This window comes from Pseudomonas sp. LBUM1662 (genome assembly GCF_059695915.1).
In genome coordinates, this window is the sequence record NZ_CP166793.1 from 5,144,475 (window position 1) to 5,170,664 (window position 26,190).

General features: G+C 58.0%; 31 protein-coding genes. 17 read left to right on the plus strand and 14 right to left on the minus strand.

The window, feature by feature from the left end; genetic code table 11:
• Window positions 1–50: 50 nt before the first annotated feature.
• Together ACA049_RS23265 and ACA049_RS23270 are read right to left on the minus strand one after the other, a co-directional pair.
• On the minus strand, window positions 51–1,340 hold the full coding sequence (locus tag ACA049_RS23265) for an McrC family protein (protein WP_497330143.1): 1,290 nt from the start codon (window positions 1,338–1,340) through the stop codon (window positions 51–53).
• Window positions 1,337–2,701: an McrB family protein gene (locus ACA049_RS23270; protein ID WP_497330145.1), complete on the minus strand. Its 1,365-nt coding sequence runs from the start codon at window positions 2,699–2,701 to the stop codon at window positions 1,337–1,339. The genes ACA049_RS23265 and ACA049_RS23270 overlap by 4 nt, the downstream gene beginning before the upstream one ends.
• A 254-nt stretch (window positions 2,702–2,955) precedes the next feature.
• Between ACA049_RS23270 and ACA049_RS23275 the strand changes: the two genes are divergently transcribed.
• Entirely contained in the window at window positions 2,956–3,942 is a 987-nt protein-coding gene (locus ACA049_RS23275; RefSeq protein WP_497330147.1) for a hypothetical protein, read from the plus strand.
• Between the two features lie 30 nt (window positions 3,943–3,972).
• Here the strand turns inward: ACA049_RS23275 and ACA049_RS23280 are convergent, their stop codons facing one another.
• Window positions 3,973–4,668, minus strand: coding sequence for a DUF6933 domain-containing protein (locus tag ACA049_RS23280; RefSeq protein ID WP_497330149.1), 696 nt, complete (start codon window positions 4,666–4,668; stop codon window positions 3,973–3,975).
• A gap of 29 nt (window positions 4,669–4,697) precedes the next feature.
• Window positions 4,698–5,066: a hypothetical protein gene (locus ACA049_RS23285; protein ID WP_497330151.1), complete on the minus strand. Its 369-nt coding sequence runs from the start codon at window positions 5,064–5,066 to the stop codon at window positions 4,698–4,700.
• Between the two features lie 221 nt (window positions 5,067–5,287).
• Between ACA049_RS23285 and ACA049_RS23290 the strand changes: the two genes are divergently transcribed.
• Entirely contained in the window at window positions 5,288–5,605 is a 318-nt protein-coding gene (locus ACA049_RS23290) for a helix-turn-helix domain-containing protein (protein WP_497330153.1), read from the plus strand.
• A gap of 11 nt (window positions 5,606–5,616) precedes the next feature.
• The gene (locus ACA049_RS23295) at window positions 5,617–5,889 is read left to right on the plus strand and encodes an XRE family transcriptional regulator (protein WP_497330155.1); all 273 of its coding nucleotides are present in this window, start codon (window positions 5,617–5,619) and stop codon (window positions 5,887–5,889) included.
• On the opposite strand, the gene ACA049_RS23300 is transcribed toward ACA049_RS23295, so the two are convergent.
• Window positions 5,877–6,935, minus strand: a complete 1,059-nt coding sequence (locus ACA049_RS23300) for an MBL fold metallo-hydrolase (protein ID WP_497330157.1) — start codon at window positions 6,933–6,935, stop codon at window positions 5,877–5,879. The two genes, ACA049_RS23295 and ACA049_RS23300, sit on opposite strands and share 13 nt — an antisense overlap.
• 214 nt (window positions 6,936–7,149) lie before the next feature.
• Here ACA049_RS23300 and ACA049_RS23305 point away from each other — a divergent pair, with 214 nt between their 5' ends.
• On the plus strand, window positions 7,150–7,758 hold the full coding sequence (locus ACA049_RS23305) for a TetR/AcrR family transcriptional regulator (protein WP_497330159.1): 609 nt from the start codon (window positions 7,150–7,152) through the stop codon (window positions 7,756–7,758).
• A gap of 139 nt (window positions 7,759–7,897) precedes the next feature.
• A complete protein-coding gene (locus ACA049_RS23310; RefSeq protein ID WP_497330161.1) occupies window positions 7,898–8,437 on the plus strand; it encodes a DUF1003 domain-containing protein in 540 nt (179 codons plus the stop codon).
• A gap of 6 nt (window positions 8,438–8,443) precedes the next feature.
• Here the strand turns inward: ACA049_RS23310 and ACA049_RS23315 are convergent, their stop codons facing one another.
• Window positions 8,444–9,385 carry a LysR family transcriptional regulator gene (locus ACA049_RS23315; RefSeq protein WP_497330163.1) on the minus strand — a complete coding sequence of 314 codons (942 nt, stop codon included), beginning with the start codon at window positions 9,383–9,385 and terminating at the stop codon, window positions 8,444–8,446.
• A gap of 15 nt (window positions 9,386–9,400) precedes the next feature.
• On the opposite strand from ACA049_RS23315, the gene ACA049_RS23320 reads away from it, so the two are divergent.
• Window positions 9,401–10,108 carry a CTP synthase C-terminal region-related (seleno)protein gene (locus ACA049_RS23320; protein ID WP_497330165.1) on the plus strand — a complete coding sequence of 236 codons (708 nt, stop codon included), beginning with the start codon at window positions 9,401–9,403 and terminating at the stop codon, window positions 10,106–10,108.
• Entirely contained in the window at window positions 10,105–10,428 is a 324-nt protein-coding gene (locus tag ACA049_RS23325; protein ID WP_497330167.1) for an antibiotic biosynthesis monooxygenase family protein, read from the plus strand. The genes ACA049_RS23320 and ACA049_RS23325 overlap by 4 nt, the downstream gene beginning before the upstream one ends.
• Before the next feature lie 128 nt (window positions 10,429–10,556).
• Here ACA049_RS23325 and ACA049_RS23330 read toward each other — a convergent pair whose 3' ends face one another.
• Window positions 10,557–10,883 carry a DUF2025 family protein gene (locus ACA049_RS23330; RefSeq protein WP_497330169.1) on the minus strand — a complete coding sequence of 109 codons (327 nt, stop codon included), beginning with the start codon at window positions 10,881–10,883 and terminating at the stop codon, window positions 10,557–10,559.
• Window positions 10,884–11,119: 236 nt separating this feature from the next.
• On the opposite strand from ACA049_RS23330, the gene ACA049_RS23335 reads away from it, so the two are divergent.
• The 6 genes from ACA049_RS23335 to ACA049_RS23360 all read left to right on the plus strand — a co-directional run bounded on the left by ACA049_RS23335 (window position 11,120) and on the right by ACA049_RS23360 (window position 17,778).
• Window positions 11,120–12,247 (plus strand): glycerophosphodiester phosphodiesterase, encoded by a 1,128-nt coding sequence (locus tag ACA049_RS23335; protein ID WP_497330171.1) that lies wholly within the window; start codon window positions 11,120–11,122, stop codon window positions 12,245–12,247.
• Between the two features lie 218 nt (window positions 12,248–12,465).
• Window positions 12,466–12,771 (plus strand): PepSY domain-containing protein, encoded by a 306-nt coding sequence (locus ACA049_RS23340; protein ID WP_010457288.1) that lies wholly within the window; start codon window positions 12,466–12,468, stop codon window positions 12,769–12,771.
• A 321-nt stretch (window positions 12,772–13,092) separates the two neighbouring features.
• A complete protein-coding gene (locus ACA049_RS23345; protein WP_461976044.1) occupies window positions 13,093–14,115 on the plus strand; it encodes a transporter in 1,023 nt (340 codons plus the stop codon).
• 199 nt (window positions 14,116–14,314) lie between these two features.
• Window positions 14,315–15,931 carry an inorganic phosphate transporter gene (locus ACA049_RS23350; protein ID WP_497330173.1) on the plus strand — a complete coding sequence of 539 codons (1,617 nt, stop codon included), beginning with the start codon at window positions 14,315–14,317 and terminating at the stop codon, window positions 15,929–15,931.
• 261 nt (window positions 15,932–16,192) lie between these two features.
• A complete protein-coding gene (locus tag ACA049_RS23355; RefSeq protein WP_497330175.1) occupies window positions 16,193–17,059 on the plus strand; it encodes a hypothetical protein in 867 nt (288 codons plus the stop codon).
• Window positions 17,056–17,778 carry a TylF/MycF/NovP-related O-methyltransferase gene (locus tag ACA049_RS23360; RefSeq protein WP_046031989.1) on the plus strand — a complete coding sequence of 241 codons (723 nt, stop codon included), beginning with the start codon at window positions 17,056–17,058 and terminating at the stop codon, window positions 17,776–17,778. Before ACA049_RS23355 ends, ACA049_RS23360 begins: the two co-directional genes overlap by 4 nt.
• Before the next feature lie 136 nt (window positions 17,779–17,914).
• Here ACA049_RS23360 and ACA049_RS23365 read toward each other — a convergent pair whose 3' ends face one another.
• Window positions 17,915–18,811: a LysR family transcriptional regulator gene (locus ACA049_RS23365; RefSeq protein WP_497330177.1), complete on the minus strand. Its 897-nt coding sequence runs from the start codon at window positions 18,809–18,811 to the stop codon at window positions 17,915–17,917.
• Window positions 18,812–18,932: 121 nt separating this feature from the next.
• On the opposite strand from ACA049_RS23365, the gene ACA049_RS23370 reads away from it, so the two are divergent.
• On the plus strand, window positions 18,933–19,691 hold the full coding sequence (locus ACA049_RS23370; RefSeq protein WP_497330179.1) for an SDR family NAD(P)-dependent oxidoreductase: 759 nt from the start codon (window positions 18,933–18,935) through the stop codon (window positions 19,689–19,691).
• Window positions 19,692–19,802: 111 nt separating this feature from the next.
• Here ACA049_RS23370 and ACA049_RS23375 read toward each other — a convergent pair whose 3' ends face one another.
• On the minus strand, window positions 19,803–20,240 hold the full coding sequence (locus ACA049_RS23375) for a multidrug/biocide efflux PACE transporter (RefSeq protein WP_497330181.1): 438 nt from the start codon (window positions 20,238–20,240) through the stop codon (window positions 19,803–19,805).
• Between the two features lie 90 nt (window positions 20,241–20,330).
• Between ACA049_RS23375 and ACA049_RS23380 the strand changes: the two genes are divergently transcribed.
• Window positions 20,331–21,185, plus strand: a complete 855-nt coding sequence (locus ACA049_RS23380; protein ID WP_497330183.1) for a LysR family transcriptional regulator — start codon at window positions 20,331–20,333, stop codon at window positions 21,183–21,185.
• 249 nt (window positions 21,186–21,434) lie between these two features.
• On the opposite strand, the gene ACA049_RS23385 is transcribed toward ACA049_RS23380, so the two are convergent.
• The 4 genes from ACA049_RS23385 to ACA049_RS23400 all read right to left on the minus strand — a co-directional run bounded on the left by ACA049_RS23385 (window position 21,435) and on the right by ACA049_RS23400 (window position 24,040).
• A complete protein-coding gene (locus ACA049_RS23385) occupies window positions 21,435–22,670 on the minus strand; it encodes an RNA polymerase sigma factor (RefSeq protein WP_497330185.1) in 1,236 nt (411 codons plus the stop codon).
• Complete coding sequence (locus ACA049_RS23390; RefSeq protein WP_497313145.1) at window positions 22,670–23,161, minus strand: SRPBCC family protein; 492 nt, start codon at window positions 23,159–23,161, stop codon at window positions 22,670–22,672. The genes ACA049_RS23385 and ACA049_RS23390 overlap by 1 nt, the downstream gene beginning before the upstream one ends.
• A gap of 27 nt (window positions 23,162–23,188) precedes the next feature.
• Window positions 23,189–23,533: a YciI family protein gene (locus tag ACA049_RS23395; protein WP_497330187.1), complete on the minus strand. Its 345-nt coding sequence runs from the start codon at window positions 23,531–23,533 to the stop codon at window positions 23,189–23,191.
• 81 nt (window positions 23,534–23,614) lie between these two features.
• Window positions 23,615–24,040, minus strand: a complete 426-nt coding sequence (locus ACA049_RS23400; RefSeq protein WP_497330189.1) for a YybH family protein — start codon at window positions 24,038–24,040, stop codon at window positions 23,615–23,617.
• A 141-nt stretch (window positions 24,041–24,181) separates the two neighbouring features.
• Here ACA049_RS23400 and ACA049_RS23405 point away from each other — a divergent pair, with 141 nt between their 5' ends.
• Together ACA049_RS23405 and ACA049_RS23410 are read left to right on the plus strand one after the other, a co-directional pair.
• Window positions 24,182–24,667 (plus strand): GNAT family N-acetyltransferase, encoded by a 486-nt coding sequence (locus ACA049_RS23405; protein WP_497330191.1) that lies wholly within the window; start codon window positions 24,182–24,184, stop codon window positions 24,665–24,667.
• A gap of 7 nt (window positions 24,668–24,674) precedes the next feature.
• Complete coding sequence (locus ACA049_RS23410; RefSeq protein ID WP_497330193.1) at window positions 24,675–25,280, plus strand: pyridoxamine 5'-phosphate oxidase family protein; 606 nt, start codon at window positions 24,675–24,677, stop codon at window positions 25,278–25,280.
• Window positions 25,281–25,412: 132 nt separating this feature from the next.
• Here the strand turns inward: ACA049_RS23410 and ACA049_RS23415 are convergent, their stop codons facing one another.
• On the minus strand, window positions 25,413–25,901 hold the full coding sequence (locus tag ACA049_RS23415; protein WP_497330195.1) for a GNAT family N-acetyltransferase: 489 nt from the start codon (window positions 25,899–25,901) through the stop codon (window positions 25,413–25,415).
• Between the last annotated feature and the right edge of the window lie 289 nt (window positions 25,902–26,190).

Here is a 26,190-nt window from a genome sequence, read left to right on the forward strand (position 1 = left end):
TAAAAGATGGGTGCAGCTTTCTGCGCCCGTTTGATTGGGAACGTTGAGTGTCACGCCGATTGCTGTTGCTGAGAGTGAAGCGGGAACCCTTCAGGAACCCCTAACAATACGCCACGCTCCATATCAAACGGCAGTACCCAAAGTGCGAGCTTCGGAGCGAACTCGAATACCTGCAACGGCGCGTCAAATTCAGATCGCCTGGGGTAAATCAGAACCAACCCCCCCTCGCCCGCGAGGTATTTGTGGCCATAAGCAAATAACTGATAAAAATCGGACTGCTTCAAACCGTAGCTTTTATCTTCAGCAGATGAACTCAACCGCTTCCATTTTGTGTCCAGCACCCAACTCTTTTGTTGATGGTGAACCATCAGGTCCGGCCGTAGCTGGAAGAAATTTTTACCTTTGTGCTGACACAAATACTCACTATGGGACTGAGTTTGCAGTTGGGCATCGCCCTGCAAATCCTTGCCAAGACTCGCAGCTACATAGCGCTCAAACAGCCGTTCCATCGGGAATAACAAGCTCATGCCATGCCAATCTCCAGCAACCGCCAAAGGCATCAGTTGCTTGAGGATCAGTTCGCACCAGGGTTTAACCGGAACGTAGTGCGCCATCAGTCGCTCGTTGCTCCATTGTTTAAAATCCTGTTGCACGTCACGGCTTGTTGGCACCTCTAACAAGACACTTCTTAGCTCATGAGCCAGTCGCCAATTACCGGCATCATTAGTCGTTTTGCAGACTTGATCTAACGCTAATTTGAGCAACCGATTTTCTGGTCGGTCGGGCAGATAGATGTCGTGTCGAATCTGAAAATGGTGCTGACGACCAGGGGGTTGGCGCATCTGCTTAACCACATCCAATTGACCACGCAGGAATCGCTGCTCCTCCTCTACGCGTTGGTAGTCAAAGCGTAGACCTCGCTTAATCAAATGATCCAGAGCCAGCAAGAATCGGCCCATGACCCATTCGCCCAACGGCGCATCGAAGTTTTGTAGATCCGCTGCGCCGGCTTCTCGGGTAGGTAAATTTAGAGAAGCTTGGATCATGCGCCGCAACAATGCTCTGCTCTGCTTGATACAGTCTTCTTGCTCAAAATGCTTGGGAAGAATTTCAAGACGCGTACCGCAGGGTGTTTCCAGTACGCCGACATAATTGTCGAGCTTCAGTAAACGGCGGTTCTCAAGTTGAACCAGCGCAGCTCCAGCATTACTGAAAGAAGCGTTGAGTTTGCATAGCCAGTCAAAGGCAGAAACCGATACCTGAGCAAGATCCAACGTCGGCTCAGTGATTTTATCTGTCGTCAGCCTCGCGTACTCGCGGACCGTGATGACGGGTTTCACACCGTCACGCCTTTCTCAGCTTCGATAGCGTTCAACGAGATCGCTTCGTGATCAACGACGCCGCAAAAAGACTCAATCCGTTCGAAGGCGTCTTCGTTGATAAGCCATTGGTTATTTTGGTTACTGAGCACCACTTGATCACCGAACAATGATCCCGGATTGAACGGTGGCTGTTTGATAAAGCAGTTTTCAGGAGCCTTGCGATGATCGTTAAGGACCCACTGAATTCGCTGCCAATCTTCGAAAAAATACTCTTGCAGTAATGGGATCACTTGCTCGCGAAAGATTTGCCCCAATCGCTTCAGCGTTGGCTCACCTTCTAGCGGCATGAAATACGCATGCCCTAAGCAATGATCTCGGTCTAACAGCATCTCGATCCGTTGATTCATCGCTATCAAGAGTTGGGCAAGGTTGAGCCCCTCCACGCTGATGTCACTCAACAGTTCCGGTTTAGGCGGCATTTCACGGAAAGTAAAACGGCGACGCAGTGCGATATCTAGGCCTGCCAATGAACGATCCGCAGTGTTCATGGTGCCAATGAGATATACATTATTCGGTATGCTGAAATGATCCTTCGAATACGGCAGCGTCACCTTCAACGCCTCATCAGCTCCCGCGCGCTTGGACGGCTCGATGAGCGTAATCAGCTCACCGAAGATCCGAGAGATATTGCCGCGATTTATTTCATCGATGATGAGTACGATTGCGCTGCTGGATTGAGTTGCATCCTTGACCTCTGAGCCTTCGGATGAGGCATCCAAAATGCGCTGGACCAAAACCGGCAAAATATTGTTGTAGCCATTGATGAGATACGGTTCAAGCTTAGTTTCTGACACTTTGTCAAAAACTAGCTTGTTGCGAATATCTGCGACGGTTAACCGCCCAGCGCGCACGTACTCAGCGAGCGCGCTAAGAATACTCATCCCAATCGGTAGCTCTTTACCATTGGGTTTAACCAAGCTTAGCAACTCAATGGATGCACTCGTGACGATGTATCCCGAGCCAAATGACTCCCCCTTTTGAAATAGAACACTTGGGCTCTTTACCTTGGCTATGGCAGGGATACACAGTCTTTTGAATACGCCATCCACGACGGCATAGTGCAGCTGCCCATCCTCTCTGCTTTCCGCACGCAGACCTTCGACAAAGTCCTCGTAGCTGAAGCTTTGATGAAACGTGACGAACTCTACGTACCCATCTGCCGCGAGTTCATCAAAGCGCCTCTTCAACGCTGCCCGATCGTCTTTGTTGGCATGAAGAAAGTCAGGAGCAAGAATTTCCAGCGCAGCCTCGATAGTCGCGTACGTCTTACCGGTTCCAGGCGGGCCAAACAAGATTTGGTTAAGTGCGGGCGAGGTCATCGAGTCGCTATCCTTGCTACATGAGCAAAATGGGCATTGCCGGGTTGTGCCTCGGCCTCAGTCACTACGGCTCGTAGGAACCGAAACTCAACGTAGGAAACAGCGCACAACCGCAGGAAACTTATCCTACAACGGTAACCACATTGCTATCACTGGTAAAGCCGCACAGATAAGTAGGTCGAATTACATAAAAAACCATGCAGCACGAGAGCTTAACGACTATAAAAGCGAACCCATTGAAGAGCCCGACACCAATGAAATTCGACCTCGCCTACTGCCTCAGCCTCGACGACAAGCTGTCGATCTATGACGTGCGCGATTTGAATTTCGACGAAACCATGGAGTTCGATTCCGCCAAAGAACACTTCCAATGCCCCAATGACGCATGCCGCTCGGCCTTCGATGCGGCAAATGTGCTGACGACGTTCAACGCCAAGAACGTGAATTACGTTCGCACGCCACACTTCAAGAACACGCCCAGCACCCGGCATGCGGCGGATTGTCCTTATGCCAGTCTCAAAGCGTCGGCGTCTGGAGTGGATGCGGACGGTGCGGAAACGGATGACAGCCGTGAGGAGCATTTCCCGTCGGAGTTGTTGCTGACTCGGCGTGAGTATGTGCGTAAGCCGTCGAACCCTGCGGTGGCGGCGGATGTAGCGCGGGACGATCCGAAGCCAACCAATGCGGCTAGCAACACAGAACACCCGAGCCGTGAATCGGCACCGGACAAGACCAGTGTCTTCGCCCATCCGGTGGAGTGTTTTGTGTCGAACTTCGAGGACAAGGAGCTGCTCAAGCGCATGCCACTGAAGATTGGCGAGCACACGGCGCCTTATGGGTCGTTCTTCAAGAAGATCGAATACCTGACGGACAACAAGGGGCTGATTTACTGGGGCAAGATCAAGGAGATCAAGGATTACACCCAGAGCTTTCGCATCGACTTCGAGCAGAAGGTCTGGTTCAAGCAGGCGGACGAGGCGAAGAAGAAGCCGTATTCAGTCAACGTTTATCTGAGCAAGAAGTTGATCGAGAACTACCGCAAGCGCAAAGCGTTTCTGGAAGAGATCAAGCATGTCATCGACAGTGAGGCGCAGTTGTATTGCTTCTTTTATGGCGTGACGCCGGAGTTGAAGCAGGTGCCGAGCAAGAAAAACCCCGAGCAGACGTTTGGGGTGTTCAGTGCGAATATCGAGAACCTGGATCACTTTATTATTCGGGAGGCGCCGGGGCTCAAGGGTTAGAAGACCGGGCGACGGCGTTATCACTACAGCTCATTGCGCTTCGAGATTAAGCTGCCTTTCGAACTCCCGTATCTCACGCCTCACTTCCTGGCGCCGCTCTCGGGCTGCCTGAACCGCAGACTCATCCAAGCCGCCATAACGGCGCAACCAATGAACGATCATTTCCTCATCAGGGAAGTAACAGTCCTTGTGCCCTTTACTACCTCTCAGCGTGTCGTTCATATCGCCATCGAAGCGCGCAGCCGAGAACTCGTCCGACGGCAACGTACCCCATTCGGCGGCACAGTCTTCAAACACCCAGGCGATTTCATTGAGGTGTTTTTGCGCACCACGATGACCGCGTTTGTAAAACACGTACTCCCCGCAACTCTTCAGGAAACGCTCGATCATCGGCTCGTCATCGATCCAGCGAAGGATGTCGTGATGCCCAGCATCGCGCATCAGGCCGTTTATCCAACGCTCGGCAAACCGGTTAACAAAACCTTCGATATCCGCTTTTTTCGCGTCCGCGAAAATCATGCAATAACGTGTTTGCACATGGATGACGAACACCACGTGTTTGCGTTGGACGGTGATGGCGTGGACCAGCCACTGTTCAGCGGATTCGACGGGCTCATCGTCCTCGATAACGGGTGATGGCGGTTTTTCCAAAGGTGTGATTTTTTTACCTTTGTTCACGCGGCTGAAGAAGTTGCTGGCCGCTTCGGTGCAGTTGAAGATCAGCATCCTTGGTCCTTGAATAGTCTGTACGGGTCTCAGTCCTGTCGCACTATTTCGTCGACCCATTCAAGCTCATAAGGTTGGCGCACTACATCCGAGATGTAATCCAGCGCATCTTTGCTGAGAACCGATAACTCTGCGTCGGTAAGCAAATCATGCATGACAAACAACCTCAAAGCGGTGAGAGCACTGGAACGGGATTGGCTGTTATGGTCAAACGCTCGGGCCATGTCCTTGTTTCGATCATGGATCAAACCGTAGAGCATTCCATATCGTGCATGGGCCGAGAGCGCGCCGTGCTGGGTGATCGCCTTGGCATCGGCGAGAACCCCTTGGCAGAAACGATCGAGCGCAATCTTGCGCAGTTCCTTGAACTTCTTCCAGTCGCTTTCAAGAATCGACACAGGCAGCCTCCTAAAAAATCTCAAAAGGTTCAGGACCCTATTCTTGCGAAAAATCCACTCAACACCAACCTCGAAATCGATGGGTGATCGCCTCCCTACCGTCCGTCTGGATGGAGGGAGCGACATAGCAAAAACCAAAAAATGAGTTTGATCCGGGCGCAAAACAACTGTACAAAACAACAGTACTTTTTGGATTAGCACTCTCGAGCCCGGAGAACACCATGGCCTCTCTTGCGATGAAAATCACCCTGGAACGTATCGCCCTTTTCCAATTCACCCCGGCCCACTGTGCCCAGGCCCGAGCGATGCTGGGTTGGAGTGTGGAAGAGCTCTCGGAGGAATCCGGGGTCTCTGTGGACGCCATTACGCGATTCGAGGCCGAGCGCGATGTGCTGGATGTCACCCGGCTGGCGTTGGCGTATCGGTTTGAATCTGAGGGTTTGGTGTTCTTCCCGGGGTTTGCGCCGGGTCGAGGGATGAATGTGAGAGGGTCGACGCCGGATCCGGTGGGTCGGGCGGACTACGCAATGGTTGAGTGAGGTGTCAGCAGATGAATGGAATCAATGAATGCGACAGGCGCGGTAATCCCTCTTTGGGTGCTGCCGATGCGGGGCAGATGAGGGCCAAGGCCGAATACCTCATGAAGATCGGCATGCTGCTCGACACCGGGCAGTTGGGCAAGGCGGAAGCGGCGCAAAGGCTGGGGCTGTCAGCGGGTGAGCTGGATGAAATTCTCGATGGGAACGTTCGCGACCTGACGGTGGCGAAGATCGTGGGCCGCTCCATGGCGAGCGGCCCGACGGTAGAGGATCAAGCGTTCTGAGTGGCGACCTGATCGCTTTCATCTTCCAGTCCGGACCACCAGGTGTCTCCTCGCTGCGGATACATGACGTTGAACGCCTCGCCCATTTGCGGGGTGGTGATCGACACATTACGTTCCCAGGCCAATGCGAGGATCCGGTCGAAGGGCTCGAACCAGGCGTGCATCGACAAATCAAAAGTGCCGTTGTGAATCGGCAGTAACCAGCGGCCTTTGAGGTCGATGTGCGCTTGCAGGGTTTCTTCTGGCTGCATGTGAACGTGTGGCCACTCGACGTTGTAGGCGCCGGTTTCCATGAGGGTCAGGTCGAACGGGCCGTGCTGTTCGCCGATGCGTTTGAAGCCATCGAAATAACCGCTGTCGCCGCTGAAGAAGATGCGCGTGTCGCCGTCGATCATTACCCACGAAGCCCAGAGCGTGCTGTTGCCATCGAACAGGCCGCGACCGGAAAAGTGCTGCGACGGGGTGGCGATGAATTGCATGCCATCGACTTCCGTACCCTGCCACCAATCGAGTTGGCGCACTTTGCTGGCATCGACGCCCCACTTGATCAGGGTGTCGCCCACGCCCAGTGGCGTCAGGAAGTACTTGGCCTTGTCCGCCAGTTTGAGCACGGCTTGGTAATCGAGGTGGTCGTAGTGGTCGTGCGACAGAATCACCGCTTCAATCGGCGGCAATTCTTCGAGGCTGATTGGCGGCTGGTGGAAGCGCTTGGGACCGGCCCACTGCACCGGTGAGGCGCGTTCGGCGAAGACCGGGTCGGTGATCCAGAATTTGTCCCGCAGTTTCAGCAGGACGGTGGAGTGACCGAGGCGATAAACGCTGTGGTTGGGGGCAGCGATCAGCGCGGCCTGGGTCAGGGCTTGCACCGGCACGGGCGCTGTCGGGCGGGTGTTGCGCGGCTTGTGGAAGATCATGTTCCACATGATGCGCACCATTTTGCGAAAGCCTTCACGTTGCACAGGCGCATGATTGCGGAAATGCCCTTCTGCCTGACGGGACGCTTCAGGTGTGGAGGTGTTGTCCGTAGGGGAAATTGAGTTGGCCATGTCTGAGTAACTCCTGAAAAACCGCACAGAGCGGAATTTCACGGTGGGACGATTAAGGGCCAAAGCACGCACGCATCAGCCGGAGATTCTATTTTTCCCTGTGCAGGATTAACAAAACATTACACTGCACAGTGTAGTTTCAAGGTTGCATCAAACCCGATCACAAGTAAACTGCTGAGTGTAATTCTCTTTATCTTCCTGCCGAAGCGTACTTATGACAGCTCCACAGCGCCTCACCGACCGAAAACGCGAAGCCATCATCCAGGCAGCGATTGCCGAATTCCGTGCCAACGGTTTCGACATCACCAGCATGGACAAGATCGCCGCCACCGCTGGCGTGTCGAAGCGCACGGTGTACAACCACTTCCCCAGCAAGGAAGAATTGTTCGCCGAAATCCTCAATCAACTGTGGGCGCGGGTGACGGCCGAACAGGAAACGCCCTACCGCCCTGACCTGCCGCTGCGCGATCAAATGCGCCTGATGTTGCAGGCAAAAATGCAGATGCTGGGCGATGACAATTTTCTTGATCTGGCGCGGGTGGCGATTGCCGCCACCATTCACTCTCCCGAGCGCGCGCAGAACATGGTGGCCCGCATGGGCGAGCGTGAGGAAGGCCTGACCGTGTGGATCCGCGCTTCCCAGGCGGACGGTCGGTTGAAACCGGTCGACCCCGAATTTGCCGCGCAACAGATCCAGGGAATGCTCAAATCCTTTGCGTTCTGGCCGCAGATTTCCATGGGGCTTCCGGCGTTGTCAGCCGAAATGCAAAGCACTGTGGTGGAGTCGGCGCTGGACATGTTCCTGGCCTGTTATCAGCGCTGAATCGAGCTGCAAAAAATGACACGCTCTGCCGATTGATCGATCGCGGGCCACTCTGAATAAAACACGGCAATGTGTTTCAGAATGAAACTGGCTCGGGGGCTATAGTGAGCGTCAGTCCCAGCGCCATGCAGAGAGCATCATGACCACCCCGACCCACGAAACCAAACCTACCGCTCCCGTCGATCACCTGCGCTTTCACCGCCCCCACGCTCACTTGGCGCCGACGTTCGGCAACGACAAGTTCGCCCTGCGCGCCGAGGCCTTTGCGCGGTTCTTCGGCACGCCGACCTTCTTGGGTGCCCAGACGCTGATCGTAGCGGTCTGGATATGCCTAAACGTCTCTGGCGTGACCCAGTTCGACGTTTATCCGTTCATTCTGCTCAACCTGGCCTTCAGCCTGCAGGCGGCGTATGCCGCGCCCCTGATTCTGCTGGCCCAGACCCGTCAGGCAGCGCGGGACAAAGCCCAGTCCGATGCCGACGCCCTGCACCGCGAATCCATCGCCGTGGCCAATAGCGAACGCCAGGCCCAAGCGGCGCAGAACACCGCGCAACTGCTGGAGCTGCTCGAGCAGAACACTCGGCTGACGGAAATGACCAAGGCCCTGACTGAACGCATCGAAAGCCTGACGTCGGAAATGCATCAGCACTTCGTGCGCAAAGAGCCGCCGAAAGCCTGAGCTGCTTCAGGGCAATTTCAATGCTCGGCCCAGCTCATCGAACAACGTCACCACCGAGCGCAACGCTCGACAGTCCGGGCGAGTGAGCAACCAGAGCGCGGTGTCGTAGCCGTGCAAAGGGCCGGTCAGCGGTTGCAGTGAATCGCCGATCAAAAAGTCCGGCAACGCCGCAACGCCCAGCCCGGCCCGCACCAATTCGGTGACCGACAACATGCTGTTGCAGCGATAACCGGGCGTCACGCCGGGCAACTGCTGGCGCCGCCACGCAACCGTTGGATGGTCGGGAAGAAAGTCATCCGGCGCGATCCAGGTCAGAGAGGCCAAGTCTTCGGTATTGACCGATTTCAGGTACGCCGCGCTGGCGCAGACCCGATAGGAAATATCCGCCAGACGTCGACCGACCAAGTGTTCCGGCGGTGTGCGAGTGAGGCGCAAGGCGATGTCGGCATCGCGACGGCTGAGGTTGGCAAAGTCGTTGGAAGTGCTCAATTCGAGAGTCAGCGCCGGGTAGGACGGCATGAACTGCGCCAGCGCCGGCAGCAGCAACCCTTGCAGAACAGAATCCGTACACGTCAGCCGCACAGTGCCGCTGACGACTTCACCGCCCTGCTCCACGCCAATGCGCGCCGCTTCGAGCGCTTGTTCTGCCCGCTCGGCTTGCTCGGCCAAAGTCTGGGCAAGCGTGGTCGGCAAATAACCGGCGCGGCTTTTTTCGAACAATTGCTGGCCCAGCGCGGCTTCCAGTCGGCGAACGGCGCGAAACACCGTCGAGACGTCGACCTTCAACAACGCCGAGGCCCGGGCCAGAGAGCCGCCGCGCACCAAGGCGAGGATCAGCGCCAAGTCTGGGTAGTCGAGCCGATAGTGCGTTGCTGCATTGATCACTTGGGATAACGCCAATATTGAATGCGTGAACGCCAATCTATAGTGGGTACCAGGAATCAACAAGCGTCGAGATTACTCATGGAAACCACCGCAATCCGCATCGCCCTGATCGGTGACTACGACCCACAGGTCACCGCCCATCAAGCCATTCCCATTGCCCTCGGCATGGCGGCCGAACAGCTGAAGCTGGATGTGCAATTTCAGTGGCTGGCCACTGATGACATCAACGCCGCCACTCCTTTACAACACTTCGACGGTTTCTGGTGCGTGCCCGCCAGCCCTTACCGCGACATGGACGGCGCGTTGCGGGCGATCCGTTTTGCCCGTGAACAGCAGCGACCGTTCCTCGGCACCTGCGGCGGTTTTCAACACGCGGTACTGGAATTCGCTCGAAACGTGTTGGATTGGGAAGATGCCGAACACGGTGAAACACACCCTGATGCAGCGCGAGCGTTACTCACGCCGCTGGCCTGTTCATTGGTGGAAGCAACGGACAGCATTCACCTGCTTGAAGGCTCGTTGATCGCCAAGGCGTACGAAAGCGCCGAGATTGTCGAAGGATATCGCTGCCGCTACGGCGTGAATCCGGCGTTTGAGCGTGAGTTATTGACCCAACAGCTGTGCGCCGTTGGCCATGATTCAACCGGCGACTTGCGGGCGGTGGAGCTCAAAGGCCATCCATTCTTCGTCGCCACACTGTTCCAACCTGAACGCGCCGCACTCAAGGGCACGCTACCGCCGCTTGTCCACGCCTTCGCCGCAGCCTGCGCGAGGCCAAAATCATGAGCGCCCAGACACCAGCAACGCCCTACTACGCGGTGATTTTTACGTCCCTGCGTACCGACGGTGACCAAGGTTACGCCGAGGCTGCCGAGCGCATGGTGGAACTGGCCCGTGAGCAACCGGGGTTTCTCGGGGTGGAATCGGCTCGGGGCGAGGATGGGTTGGGGATTACGGTGTCTTACTGGGCCAGCGAGGCGGCGATTCTGGCTTGGAAGCATCATCCTGAGCACAGTAAGATTCGCGAGCGGGGGCGGTCGACGTGGTATTCGGCGTGTCATACGCGGGTGTGCAAGGTTGAGCGGGCGTATGCGTTCAAGCAGTGAGTTGCTGTGGTGATTTTTAGGCCGCCTTCGCGAGCAAGCCCGCTCCCACATTGGATATGTGTCGTTCACAAATCCAATGTGGGAGCGGGCTTGCTCGCGAAGAGGCCAGCAAAAACACTGCAAAAACCTCAGCCCTGAACAAGACTCCGCACCGCCGATATCTCCGGCACTTCCCGCCGATTCATATAAACCCGCAACGGCTCGGTCACATTGATCCGGTCATCGATATTTTGATCCAGCAACAACTGAATCAACTCACGCTTGAGCGTCATCGCCTGCTCCGGCCCCGGCGCCCAGACAAATTCACTCGTGGGAATAATCCCGTCATCAGCCACGTCCATGCCAAACGAGTCTTCGCTGAAACGCACAATGTAGTGGCCGGTCTTGCGATTGAGGCCGACGAAGCCTTTGAGTTGGTCGGCGGCCTGGCAGATAAGCTCGGAAGTGATGCGCATATAAACCTCACAAAAAGGTCGTTAACGACCGGTGATCGATGGTTTACACGCAAGGCTGGGGAGTCGGATTTCCCTCTGCCGGGGAAACGCCTGGGCCGAGAGTACTGCAAAGAACTGCACAAAAGCGCTGAAAAAATCTGCTTTAAACACGTTTATGTCGGTCTGGCGATAGCGCTCGGGGCGCTCAGTTGTTAAAAGGAACGTCTTTGAAAACTCAACGCGAAAGGACCTCGACCATGCCTGTTACCTTCACCAAAAGCGCCCTGCTGCTGAGCATGCTGCTTGGCCTCGGCCAGGCACAGGCCGCCAACGAGCCCAGCCCGACTGCTCTGGCGTCCCGTTTGGGCATCCCGCATCCGGCCGTGATCGCCCACCGTGGCGCATCCTTCGATGCACCGGAATCCACCGCCGCCGCCTACAAACTGGCCCGCGACCTGGGCGCCGACTACCTGGAAATGGACCTGCAACGCAGCAAGGACGGCGTGCTGTTCGCCCTGCACGACAACAACCTGCAACGCACCACCGACGTCGCCACCAAATTCCCTGATCGCAAGGACAGCCCGGCCAACGCCTTCACCATCGCCGAACTGAAAACCCTGGATGCCGGCAGCTGGTTCAACACCGCATACCCGGATCGCGCGCGTCCGTCCTTCGTCGGCCTGAAGATTCTGACCCTCGACGAAATCATCGACATCGCCCAGGGCAATCCGCTGCACAAGCCCGGCCTGTACATCGAAACCAAAGAGCCGAAGCAATTCCCCGGTATCGAAAGTGACCTCAAGGACAAATTGCAGGATCGCGGCTGGCTTAGCCCGGCGGGTTCCAAACTGGCGAAAAGCAATCTGGCGGTCGGCCAGGGCAAAGGCAAAGTCGTGCTGCAAACCTTCGAGAAGAGCAGCCTCGAACTGCTTGAGAAGGAAATGCCGCAAGTGCCGAAGATCCTGCTGCTGTGGGTCGGCGAAGGCAGCATCGAGCCGAAGTCCAAGGTGACGTTTGCCGAATCCGGCGACAAGGACAAAGCCACTTACTACGCCAAGCAAGAACCGAAAGACAAAGCCGAATTCCAGCAATGGGTCGAGTACGCCAAGGCCCAGGGTGCGATCGGCACCGGTCCTTCGGCCGCGTTGACCAAGGGTGGCGATCAGAGCTATTCGGACCTGGTTAAACCGTGGATGAACCAGTACACCCACGATCAAGGTCTGCTGGTGCACGTCTACACCATCGACGATGCGGTGGATTACCAGAAAGTCATGGACGCCGGCGTCGATGGCGTCTTCACCAACCGCGCCAGCGAATTGCTGAAATTCTACAAACGTCCGGCTGCGGGCACCGTTGGGCAATTGCTGCAGAACAACGGTTACTGATCGGTCGCTGGCACGACACCGCGTCGACTTCTTCGCGGGCATGCCTCGCTCCCACAGATTTTTTGGATGCTGCCATTTTTGTGGCAAACCCGGAACCTGTAGGAGCGAGGCTTGCCCGCGAAGTCTTCCAAACGACACGGTCATTGGAATTAAGGGTGAATTAAGTTGCCACAGTTACTCTGGACTCACTTAAACAGATCACCCCAAGGAATGAACCCATGAAAACCCTGACTGCCCTGTTCACCGCTGCTGCCCTGACCCTCACTGCTGGCCTGGCTCAGGCTGACGTTCGCGTCGACCAGATCCCTGAGCTGGTCAAGAGCGGCAAGATCAAGCCACTGGAAGAAATGAACCAGGCGGCTCTGAAACTGCACCCGGGTGCGACCATCACCGACACGGATCTGGACAACCACTTCAACAACTACGAGTACGAAGTGGAACTGAAGACCGCTGACGGCAAAGAATTCGACGTGGACTTCGATGCCACCACCGGCAAAGTCCTGAGTGACAAGCAAGACACCTGATACGCGTATAAAACAAAGCCGCACGATCTTCGGATCGTGCGGCTTTTTTGCATGTCGGATTCGCCCAAGATTCAGCCGTCACAAAAACGTCAAATCCCCTTGCGATGATGCGGCTCAAGTGAACCCAGCCGTAACCCTGACCTGTAGCAGCTGCCGAGCAGCGCGAGGCTGCGTTCGACTGCGCAGCAGTCGTAAAACCTGAGTGCGCGGTCTTCCCGGGACACCGCATCGTCTGATTTCACGACTGCTGCGCAGCCGAACGCAGCCTCGCCGGGGCTCGACAGCTGCTACGTAGAGCGATTGCCCCCCTTGCGAGCCCTCATGAATCACAGCATCGACCAAAGCCATCGCGATCCGGACCTTTTCGGTCTGCTCTACGGTTTCAGTTTTCGCCCCGGCGAACGTGGTCGGGAGATTGATTCGGCCAAGGCGTTGCAATGCCTGCAACAGCCGGACGAGAGTGACGAATTTCTGTGGCTGCACCTGAACCTCGCGCATGCCGCGTGCGAGCGCTGGATGAAAAGTCATCTGGAATTGCCGGACGAGTTTTTCGAGGCCTTGCACGAAGGTTCGCGATCCACGCGCATCGAGCATGTGGATTCGGCGTTGCTGGCGGTGGTGAACGATGTGGTGTTCAACCTCAGCAGCATGGTCTCGTCGGATGTGTCGACCTTGTGGGTCTGCGCTCGCAGTCGGCTGATCATCAGCGCGCGCCTGCAACCGCTGCACTCGGTGGACAAGTTGCGGTCCTCGGTGAAGGCCGGCGAGTGCTTTCGTTCACCGCTGGAACTGCTGGTGCATCTGTTGCGCGATCAGGGCGAAGTGCTGACCCAGATCGTGCGCAAGACCAGCCTCAGTGTCGATCAGATCGAAGATGAGTTGCTGTCTTCGCGACTGTCGACCAACCGTGCCGAGCTCGGTGCCAATCGCCGGGTGCTGGTGCGCCTGCAACGGTTGTTGGCGCTGGAGCCGGGGTCGTTGCTGCGACTGCTGAATCGGCCGCCGCAATGGTTGCAGAAAGAGGACGTGAAGGAACTGCGCAAGTCCACCGAGGAGTTTGCGCTGATTATCAACGACCTCACGGCGCTCGGCGAGCGGATCAAGCTGTTGCAGGAAGAGATTGCGGCCAACCTGAATGAGCAGAGCAACCGCACGCTGTTCACCCTGACCGTGGTGACAGTGCTGGCACTGCCGATCAACATCATTGCCGGTTTCTTTGGCATGAACGTGGGTGGCGTGCCGCTTTCGGGGGATCCGGAGGGGTTCTGGATACTGGTGGCGCTGGTCGCGACGTTTACCGTGATTGCGGGGCGTTGGGCGTTTCGTAAGCGGCAGGATTATTAGGATCAAAAGATCGCAGCCTCGTTTCACTCGACAGCTCCTACATTTGGAATGCGTAACCCTGTAGGAGCTGTCGAGTGAAACGAGGCTGCGATCTTTTGATTCTGCCCTTAAAAACCCAAACCCTGACCCAGGGCAGTCTCTCTGTAACATTTGGCAACGATCATGACGAACACTCCTTCCCTCCTCAGGATTGTCCGTCATGGCTACGCCTTCCTACACCGCCGAAACCCAGGCTCCCGCCAGTAGCGCCAAACCGCAACTCGATAAAAAACCCAGCCTGTTCACCCTTGTGGTGTTTTTCGGGGTGCTGGCCAGCGGGCTGTTGTTCACCGCCTACAGCCTGATGCACGACATGAACGAACTCGGCACGGTGGTCACCACCTGGACGCCGTTTCTGCTGTTGGGCGTCGCACTGCTGATCGCCCTGGGCTTTGAGTTCGTCAACGGGTTCCACGACACCGCCAACGCTGTGGCGACGGTGATTTACACCAACTCGATGCCGCCGAACTTCGCCGTGGCCTGGTCCGGGTTCTTCAACTTCCTCGGCGTGCTGCTGTCGAGTGGCGCAGTGGCGTTCGGCATCATCGCCCTGCTGCCGGTGGAGCTGATTCTGCAAGTCGGCTCCTCGGCCGGTTTCGCGATGATCTTCGCCCTGTTGATCGCGGCGATCCTGTGGAACCTCGGCACCTGGTGGCTGGGCTTGCCGGCCTCGTCGTCGCATACCTTGATCGGTTCGATCATCGGCGTCGGCGTGGCCAATGCCCTGATGCACGGCCACGACGGCACCAGCGGCGTGGACTGGGCGCAGGCGACCAAGATCGGTTATGCGTTGCTGTTGTCGCCGCTGGTCGGCTTCGGCTTTGCCGCGTTGTTGCTGCTGGCCTTGCGTGCGTTCGTCAAGAATCGTGCGCTGTACAAGGCACCGGTGGGCAACACGCCACCGCCGTGGTGGATTCGCGGCATGTTGATTGTGACCTGCACCGGCGTCTCGTTCGCCCACGGTTCCAACGACGGCCAGAAAGGCATGGGCTTGATCATGTTGATTCTGGTCGGCACGTTGCCGATGGCCTATGCGCTAAACCGCACCATGCCGGCCGACCAGGCGCAGCAGTTCGCCGCCGTCGCCGAAGTCACCCAGCAAGCGCTGGTGAAAAGCGCACCGATGCCGGCCCCGGCCGATCCGCGCCCGGTGCTCTCCGAATACGTGCGCAGCAAGGAAGCCACGCCGCAACTGGTCCCGGCGCTCGCCGCCCTGACTGGCAGCATCGGCGCAGAGGTCAAGGGTTACGGCTCGCTGTCCAAAGTGCCGGCCGAGGCCGTGGGCAACGTGCGTAACGACATGTACCTGACCAGCGAAACCATTCGCTTGATGGACAAGAACAAAGTCGGCAACTTCGACGCCGACACCAGCGGCAAGCTGCAACTGTTCAAGCAACAGATCGACAGTTCGACGCGCTTCATTCCGCTGTGGGTGAAGATCGCCGTGGCGATTGCGCTCGGGCTGGGCACCATGGTCGGCTGGAAGCGCATCGTGGTGACAGTCGGCGAGAAGATCGGCAAGACCCACCTGACCTACGCCCAGGGCGCCTCGGCGGAAACCGTGGCGATGCTGACCATCGGCGCGGCCGACATGTTCGGCTTGCCGGTGTCGACCACTCACGTGTTGTCCTCGGGCGTGGCCGGGAGCATGGTCGCCAACGGCGGCGGCTTGCAGATGCGGACCATCCGCAACCTGCTGATGGCCTGGGTGCTGACCTTGCCGGCGGCGATTTTGCTGTCGGGCAGCCTGTACTGGCTGTTCACGAAGTTGTTCTAGCCTCAACACCCAACCCTGTAGGAGCTGTCGAGTGAAACGAGGCTGCGATCTTTTGATCTTGCTGTTTAAAAGATCAAGATCAAAAGATCGCAGCCTCGTTTCACTCGACAGCTCCTACAGGGGGCAGTGCCGATTTCCGGGTCATTTCGTCGCAAATTCAGGCGATTGCCTTTTTATTGATCCACCACCCGCCGGATTGCACTTCAGTTTGCTAACGTGTGGCCGACTCTTAAGAGACTCGATGCATTCAGGAGTGGAATCGTGAATCTGTACATCAATCAGCTTCAACAGAAAGCTGACTTCAAAGAAGCCATCTACGCCGGCGACATCTTCCTGAACACTCAGCTGCGCGCGGCCAAAGAGCTGTGTGCGTTCGCCCAGGAAAGCATCACCGCCGCCTTCGACGGCGAGACCCGCCACCAGGCGCTGCACACGCTGATGCCGGTGGAAGAATTCGTGGTACTGGTGACGCGCCTCAAGGGCCAGTTCACCAACAGCCAGCGCGCCAAGGACCTGATCCTGTCGTTTATCGACGAGATCGGCGTCGACCCGCGCGAATACATCTTCGACGTACCGCGCATTCGCGTGGTGCCGAACTATGACTACCTGCACGCCGGTGTCAGCTATGCCTACAAACCGCATCGCGACACGTGGTACGGCAGCGTCGATTGCCAGATCAACACCTGGATGCCGGTGCATACCATCAGCCCCGACCAGACCATGATGATCAACGCCGGTTACTTCGACGTGCCGGTGAAGAACACCTCCAGCGAATGGAGCCTCAACGACTGGATCAGCAACCAGCGGCACAAGGCCAAGGACAACCTCAAGGAGGAAGTCCGCGTGCACCCGGTGCCGATGGAAGCGATCAACACCGCATCTGAAGTACGCATTGCCGGCAACACCGGTGAGATGCTGATCTTCTCCGGCTCGCACCTGCACGGCACGGTCGCCAACCACACCGATCAAACCCGCTTCAGCGTGGACTTCCGCCTGATGCACCTCGACGACCTCAAGCACAAGCGCGGCGCGATCAACGTCGACAGCGCCTGCCCTGACGTCGGCGCCGGTTTCAAAGACTATTTCCACGCCCACGACTTCTCGAATTTCCAAGGAATACAGCAATGACCAAGCGTCGCATCACGCCTGCCGAGGCCCAGTACAACGAAACCCGTGCCAACGTTCTGAAACGGGTCGATGCCGAGTACGTGGCCGACGCGCCGTTCGTCTTCGCCAACCGCATCGGCGTCACCGCCGCACTGTCGCGCATGGAACTGTTCAAGAAAGTCGCTGAAGTACCGGGCGCGATCATCGAGTGCGGCGTGTACAAGGGCAACTCGCTGATGCTGTACATGCACTTGTCGATGATTCTCGAGCCGTACGCGATCAACCGTTCGATCGTGGGCTTCGACACCTTCGAAGGCTTCCAGAGCATCGACAAGAAAGAAGACCCGGCCGACGTCAACGAGACCATGTTCTCCGACACCGACCAGTCGCTGATCCAGGACATGATCGACGCCAACGACCTGCTGCGTCCGGTCAACCGCATCCCGCGTTGCGAGCTGGTCAAGGGCGACATCGTCAAGACCGTGCCTGAGTGGGTCAAGACCCGTCCGGACCTGGTCGTGGCCATGCTGATCCTCGACACCGACCTGTACGAATCGACCAAAGTCGCGCTGGAAACCTTCCTGCCGTACATGCCGAAGGGCGCAATCGTGGTATTGGACGAAGTGGCCTACCGCAACTTCCCGGGCGAAACCAAAGCCCTGCGCGAAGTGCTGGACCTGAACAAGATCGAACTCAAGCGCCTGCCGTTTGATTCGTGCGTGGGCTACTTCCACGTCTGACACAAAACCTGAAAATTGACGCAAAACCCTGTGGGAGCGGGCTTGCTCGCGAATGCAGTGTGTCATTCAGCATGTATGTTGACTGACACACTGCATTCGCGAGCAAGCCCGCTCCCACATTTGACCGTGTCGGTTTTCAGGTTGTGGACTGGATGACATTGGCCAGCCAGTCCATGAACGCTCGCACCCGCAGCGGCAAATGCCGTTGCCGGGCGTAGAGCAGCGAGACCTCCATCGACGGTGCGCTGAACTGCGGTAACACCGCCACCAGATCACCGCTATTCAGGTGCGACTGCATGCCCTTGACCGGTGCCTGAATCAGACCAAATCCCCCCAGACACGCCAGCTCATAAGCATCGGTGCTGTTCACCGTGACGCTGCCCGCCATCGGCAGTTGCTGCGGCTTACCGTCCACCTCGTACAAAAACCCGTCCGACCGCGAACCCAATACGCCGACGTAATGGACCATGCGGTGCTGCGCCAGATCTTCGAGCGTTTCGGGCACCCCGTAGCGCTGCAGATACGCCGGGCTCGCGCAATTGACCATCGCAAAATCACACACGCGCCGAGCGACCACCGACTGATCCGGTTGCGCGCCGACCCTCACGACGCAATCAAAGCCTTCCCGCTGCAAATCGACTCGGCGATCAGTGGTGCTGATTTCCAGTTCCAGGTTGGGGTGCAGCGCCATGAATTCCGGCAAGCGCGGCAGCACCATCTGGCGGCCCAAAAAGTTCGGCATGTCAAAGCGAATCCGCCCGGTGAGCGACCCCGCATCCTGACGAAACAGCCCTTCGATTTCATCCATGTGCGACAACATGTCCCTGCTGCGCTCGTACAACACCAGGCCGTCCTGAGTCGCCTGAACCCGGCGTGTGGTGCGTTGCAACAAACGCGTGCCCAGCAGCGCTTCCAGCGCTTGAATGTGCTCCGACACTGTGGACCGGGGCAGGCCCAGGCTCTCCCCCGCCAAGGTAAAACTCGACATCTCGCTGACGCGAACGAAGGTGCGCAGCAGTTCCAGCTTGTTCATGGGCCGCCCTTTTATTGTTCGGATTAACCGACCAGTGATTCCGATTTCACTCTGTTTATCACTTCAGGGCGGATAAATAAACTTCCTCCACACCGTTACCCACCACCCTTGAGGAAGTCCCATGAACCGTAAAATCGCATTGATCACTGGCGCCAGCCGCGGCCTCGGCAAAAACGCAGCGCTGCATCTGGCCGCCCAAGGCGTCGACATCATCGGCACTTACAACAGCAAGGCCGACGAAGCCCAGGCACTGATCGCTGAGATCGAAAACCTCGGCGCTCGGGCAGTGATGCTGCAACTCGACGTGAGCCAAAGCGAGCGCTTCGAAGACTTCGCCACCCAGGTCGCCGACGTATTGCGCAGCCATTTTGATCGCCAGCACTTTGACTTCTTGCTCAACAACGCCGGCATCGGCCTGACGGCGAGCTTCGTCGACACCACCGTCGCCCAGTTCGACTTGCTGATGAATATCCACCTGAAAGGGCCGTTCTTCCTGACCCAGAACCTGCTGCCGCTGATGGCAGACGGTGGGCGCATCCTCAACGTGTCCAGTGGACTGACCCGTTTCAGCCTGCCGGGTTACGGCGCTTACGCGGCGATGAAGGGTGCGATGGAAGTGCTGACCCGCTATCAGGCTAAAGAACTCGGTGCCCGCGGTATTTCCGTGAACACCCTGGCGCCGGGCGCCATTGAAACCGATTTCGGCGGCGGCACCGTGCGCGATAACAGTGATGTGAACAGCTACATTGCCGGCAATACTGCGCTGGGTCGGGTGGGTCAGCCGGATGACATTGGCGCTGCGATTGCTTTGCTCCTCGCGCCGGGTAGCCAGTGGATCAATGGCCAGCGCGTGGAAGCGTCGGGTGGGATGTTTTTGTAACCGCTATCAAGATCAAGAGATCGCAGCCTCGTTTCACTCGACAGCTCCTACAAGGGTTTTGCATTCCCCTGTAGGAGCTGTCGAGTGAAACGAGGCTGCGATCTTTTGCTTTTAACCTTCGACAGCGTGGCGCATCACCACCCGCTGCCGCACCACGTCATACGCCCAGTGATAAACGTAGGTGTACGGCAGGAAAAACAGCAACACACCGATGTCCAGCAGGAACGCCTGCCACAGGCTGACGTTCAGCCACCAGGCAATCAGCGGCACACCCATCGCAACCAGCCCGCCTTCGAACAGCAACGCGTGGACAACCCGCACCCAGGCGTTGTGCACGATGCCGTAGCGTTTGAGCAAACGGTCGAACAGGCCGTTGAATACCACGTTCCAACCCAGGGCCAGGGCCGCAATCACAACGGTGACAGCGCCCATTTCAATCATCGGCTTGTCCATGATCCACGCCAGTAGCGGCGTACAGATCAGAATGGCCAGCACTTCGAAACCGATGGCCTGGAAAATACGTTCAGTGATGGATTTGTTGACGCTCATGATCAGGACTCCCTGAGTGACTGTGGTTGCCATGATCCCGCGTCGCGCCGATACTTCATAACCAATAACCATCGATCAAGGCGATAGTTCATGGCTTCTCAGGAAGTTCTTCAGGCGTTTGTGCAGGCGGCGACGCAAGGTTCGTTTTCCGCTGCGGCGCGCAAACTCGGACGCAGTCAGTCGACCATCAGTGCCGCGGTGGCCAGTCTGGAGATTGATCTGAACCTGACCCTGTTCGATCGCAGCAGCCGTAAACCAAGCCTGACCCCGGCCGGGCACGTGATGCTGCAACGGGCCGAGGAGATTCTGGCCGCCACCAGCCGCCTGGAAATGACCGCCAGCCAACTGTCTCAAGGGGTTGAGCCGAAGCTAACGGTGGCGATTTCCGACACCTACCAATCCGACCGTTTCGAAGCGGCGTTGAGTGCGTTCGAGCAGCGTTATCCAGACCTTGAACTCGAATGCCTGATTGCTGAATGCGATGACCTGGTGGCATTGGTGCAAAGCGGTCGGGCGCATGTCGCCTTCGCCGAAAGCCAAGACAGTTACCCGCCGGACCTGGTCAGTTCGACCGTGGAGGAACGGACGGAAATTGCTCTGTTTGTATCCCGTGAACATCCTTTGGCGGCACTGAGCCTCGTCGATCAAGACGTGTTGCAGCAGCATCGGGAGTTGCGGCTGGCGACGATCGTCAATCCGTACGAAAGCCGTGCGAAGGGACGCGTCTGGTCGGCGCCGAGTTATTTGATGCTGCTGGAAATGGCCCAGGGCGGGTTTGGCTGGGCACCGCTGCCGCGTTGGCTGGTGGAACGGTTTGGCCCGGGGACCTTGCAGGAACTGGACGTGCGCGGCTGGCCGAAACCGGTGTTTGTCGATGCCTTGTGGTCACGGCTGCATCCGCCGGGGCCGGCGGGGAGTTGGTTGCTCGGCAAGATGCTGGAATAAGATCAAAAGATCGCAGCCTCGTTTTACTCGACAGCTCCTACATTGAAATGCGATGCAGGAACTGGACGTGCGCGGCTGGCCGAAACCGGTGTTTGTCGATGCCTTGGCCGGCGGGGAGTTGGTTGCTCGGCAAGATGTTGGAATAAGATCAAAAGATCGCAGCCTCGTTTTACTCGACAGCTCCTACATTGAAATGCGATTCCCTGTAGGAGCTGTCGAGTGAAACGAGGCTGCGATCTTTTGATCTTGTCATTTCAAAGCCTTGATCCTGGCCTCGATAAACCGTCGCTCCGGCACCTGCTGCGTCAATTCCAGCGCCCGCTCATACGCCGCCCGAGCCTCCTCTACCCGCCCCAACTGCCGACAAAAATCCGCCCGCGCCGAATGCGCCAAGTGGTAATCCAGCAAATCCCCCCGGTCCAGAATCCCCTCCACCAACACCAATCCCGCCAGCGGCCCGTCCCGCCTGGAGATCGCCGCCGCTCGGTTCAACTCGATCACCGGCGAAGGCACCGCCGCCAACAGCACGTCATACAAACCCACAATCTGCTGCCAGTCGGTCTCCCCCGCCGTGGGCGCTTCAGCATGCACCGCCGCAATCGCCGCTTGCAGGCAATACGGCCCGAACCGTCCGGTGGTCAGCGCCGCTTCCACCAGCGCACAACCCTCGGCAATCATTTCGGCGTTCCACAACGAGCGATCCTGCTCATCCAGCACAATCAACTCGCCGCTCGACGACGTTCGGGCCAGGCGTCGTGATTCATGCAACAGCATCAACGCCAACAGCCCCATCACCTCCGATTCCGGCAGCAATTCCATCAACAACCGCCCGAGCCGAATCGCCTCGCGCGTCAAGTCTTCGCGGGTCAGTTCGGCGCCGACAGAGGCCGAGTAACCTTCGTTGAACACCAGGTAAATCACCCTCAGCACACTGTCGAGACGTTCGGGCAGTTCCGCCAGTGTCGGCACTTGATAAGGGATTTTCGCGTCACGGATTTTCGCCTTGGCGCGCACGATGCGCTGGGCGATGGTCGCCGGTGCCGAGAGAAACGCACGGGCAATTTCCTCCGTGGTCAGGTCGCACACTTCGCGCAGGGTCAACGGCACCTGGGCATCCGACGCGAGGGCCGGGTGACAACAAGTGAAGATCAGCCGCAAGCGATCATCTTCCACGTCTTCATCACTCCAGTCGGCCTGCTCCAGCGCCTCCAGTTGAGCGATCAACAGGGGCCGGGACGCGGCAAAACGTGCGCGCCGACGCAACACATCAATGGCCTTGAAGCGCCCGGTGGACACCAGCCAGGTGCGCGGGTTGTCCGGCACGCCGTCACGCTGCCAACGCTCGACCGCGACGAAAAACGCCTCGTGCAAGGCCTCTTCGGCCAGGTCGAAATCGCCAAGCAAGCGGATCAGCGTCGCCAGAATCCGCCGCGAGTCCTCGCGGTAGACCTGCTCGACCCGAGCCGTGACCGCAGCGTCAGTCATCAGTCCGGCATGCCTTCAGTCACCAGCGTCACCAAGCGATCGAGGCTTTGTCCCCAGCCCTCGTGAAACCCCATGGCCTCGTGCGCCTGGCGGTCTTCTGCGGACCAGTGCATGGCCCGGGCGGTGTAGAGGGTCTTGCCATCCTTGTCTTCGAGCGTCACTTCGGCCGACATGAACGGTTTGCCGGAAGGAATCCAGCCAGGAATGAACGCGTCGGTGAACACCAGGCGCTCAGGCGCGACGATCTCCAGAAACACGCCCATGGTCGGGTATTCCGTTCCGTCCGGCGCGCGCATCAGCGTGCGAAACTGGCCGCCGACCCACAGGTCCATTTCGCACTCGGGTGTGGTCATGCCATGCGGCCCCCACCATTGAGCAAGCAAGGCCGGCTCGGTCCATGCGCGGAAGATCTTGCGGCGCGGCGCGTCGATCAGCCGGCTGATGGATAACTCGAATTCGGCAGGCTGATGCTTGTAGGGTTGTGGACTCATGGGGATCTCCTGTCTTGTGATTGTTATTCAGGGATTCAACTGGCGAACGGGACGCACCTCGACACTGCCGACCCGGGCCGCCGGGATGTTGCCGGCGACCTGGATCGCTTCATTGAGGTCCTTGGCATCGATCAGATAGAAGCCGGCCAACTGCTCCTTGGTTTCGGCAAACGGGCCGTCGGTGATCGACAGCTTGCCGTTGCGCATGCGCACGGTGGTCGCGGTCTGCACCGACTCCAGCGCCTCGGCCGCGATCATCCGGCCGCTGCCCTCGATCGCCTCGGCGTAGGCCATGCACTCGGCGTCATGGGGACTGTCCGGCAGCGAGTGCAATTGCTGTTCGTTGCTGTAGACCAGGCATAGGTACTTCATGTGGGCTCTCCCGGATCGAACTGATCAACTATGGCTGCTGATTGGCGTTTTGGCGCTGCTTCCCGATAAACAACCGGACGATCAGGGTTCCAGATTGAACAGCGCCGTGCCGCTCGTCATGTCGAACGGGGCCGACCAGTGTTCGTGGACGATGCGCCAATGTCCGTCGTCGCGCCGATAGCAGGCGGTGACGCGCATCCAGCAGGCCTGGGTTTCACCTTGTTCGTTGGTGCCGCCGCAATGGGCCAGCCAGTGGGCAAAGGCGATGTGCTCGTCCGCGACGATGTTCATGTGGTCGAAGTCGAATTTGTGCGCGCCCTGGCACATTTCCATGCATTCCTCCCAATGCGCGCGGTAAGCCGCTTTGCCGCGAAATTGCAGGGCCTTGACCGCGTCGTAGGAGACGATGTCGTCGGCATACAAGGGCATGAGTTTCTCGACGTTCTTGGCGATGACCGCCTCGCGATAGGTGTCGATCAGGGCCTGGATTTCGTGGGTAGCATTCATGGTGGTTCTCCGTGGTTTTTGTTGTGAAGACACCCTTAGTCGTCTGGCGCACCGCCAGATCGACAGTCGAAATAAAAATAATCCATCCACGCAAACTCGCTAGAATCCGAAACACATTTACGTTGGAAAAAGGACACTCCAGTGACAACCCGACTCGTGCCTTACGAAAGCCTGAACGCGCGCCAGCGCCAGCAGGTCGAGGCCATCGAAGTTCATAAAGAACAGATCAAATTCTCCGGCGACATCCACGGTGCGTTGCACACCTTGCTGTCCAAGCCCGGCCCCGGCGTCAAAGGATTTGCGCTGCTGGCTGATGAGATTCCCGTGGCCTTCCTGCTGCTCAAACGCCCGCCCGTGTTGCCGGCATGGGCCGATGAGCACAGTGCGACTTTGCATGCATTGCAAGTCGATCACCGCGCTCAGGGCAAAGGTTATGGGAAGGCCTGTCTGCAAGCCCTACCCGAAGTAGCTCGACAGGCTTTTCCTGAGATCAAGGCGCTGGAATTGTCGGTGGATGCAGACAACGAAGCCGCCATCGCGCTCTATGCAAAATTCGGCTGGGTCGACAGCGGCGAGGCGTACAGGGGCCGGATCGGTTATGAACGGCGCATGAGTCTGATTTTCTGAGGTGGTTATGCTCGACAGCATCGAAGCACTGGAAGCGATCTACGGCCAACCCCACGACCGCGCCGTGAAGAAGCAGATTGCCTTTTTGAACGAGGACTATCAGGCGATGGTCCGCGCCTCGCCGCTGGTGATCATCAGCTCGGTCGGCCCCGATGGCCTGGACGGTTCACCCCGGGGTGACACGCCGGGGTTTGTGCGGATCATTGATTCGAAGACATTGGCGATCCCGGATCGGCCGGGCAACAACCGCATCGACACGCTGCGCAATGTGGTACTCGATTCACGGGTGTCGCTGCTGTTCATCATTCCCGGGATCGGCGAGACGTTGCGGGTCAACGGCACGGCGCAGATCAGCGCTGAGCCGGCGCTGCTGGAGAGTTTTGCGGTGAACGGCAAACCGGCGCGCACGGTGATGCTGGTGACGGTGGAAGCGGCGTACTTCCATTGTTCCAAAGCGATGGTGCGTTCGGATGTGTGGAACCCCGAAAAGCATCTGGACCGCTCGGCCCTGCCCACGGCCGGGGCGTTTCACAAACGCCTGAATGACGGGCAGTTTGATGCCGAAACGTACGACCGGGAAGCGCCGGCGAGAGTGCGTGACAGCCTCTATTAGAAATTGATCAGGATTGCCTTCGCGGGCAAGCCTCGCTCCTACAGGTTCGCGTCGATGTGAAATGTTGTGTTCGACTCAATCGTGTAGGAGCGAGGCTTGCCCGCGAAGGCCATTCACGCCACACCGCATCAATCAGAGCGTCAACACCATCTCATGCCACGCCATGCCGCCGTGGTCCGAAGCTGAAGGCTTGATGTAGGCAAACCCGAATCCGGCATACAGCGGAACATGCCGCTCCTTGCACATCAGGTGGAGGGTGGTCTTGCCCATCGCCCGCATCCGCTCGATGAATTCGCCCATCAAACGCTTCGCCAACCCCTGCCCCTGATAATCCGGGTGCACCACCACCGACATAATCACCACGTGCGGTCCGGCCGGGTCGTGGCCGATCAGTTCCTTGAACGCTTCGTCTGACATCTCCACTTCAAACGCCGCACCGGAATTGATGAAACCGGCTACAACGCCGTCCACTTCGGCGACGATGAAACCCTCGGACCAGGTGGCGATGCGGGTGGCGATTTTTTCGCGGGTGGCGGCTTCGTCGCCTTCGTAGGCAACGGTTTCGATGGCGAAGCAGCGGTCCAGGTCAGCGGGCGTGACGTGGCGGATGACGGTGTTCATGGCGACTCGGAATCAGCGAGGGAAAGGCTTGCGATCATAAATTAATAAGGTGTTCATATCGATCACCGCGAACGCCGTAAAGCCTTTGTATAGGCGCTTTCATTGCGGATCGGTTCGGATTATTGGTGTTGCCTGTCTCTGGCCATCAATAGGGGGAACACACCATGAGCAGCGTTCAGATCGGACTTCTCTTGCTGTTGGGCATCAGCACGTTTGGCTTTGTGACGTTATCGATTGACGTGTTGCGGTCGCGACGGATGAAGCAAGGCAAGTGACGTTCAAGAGGCGG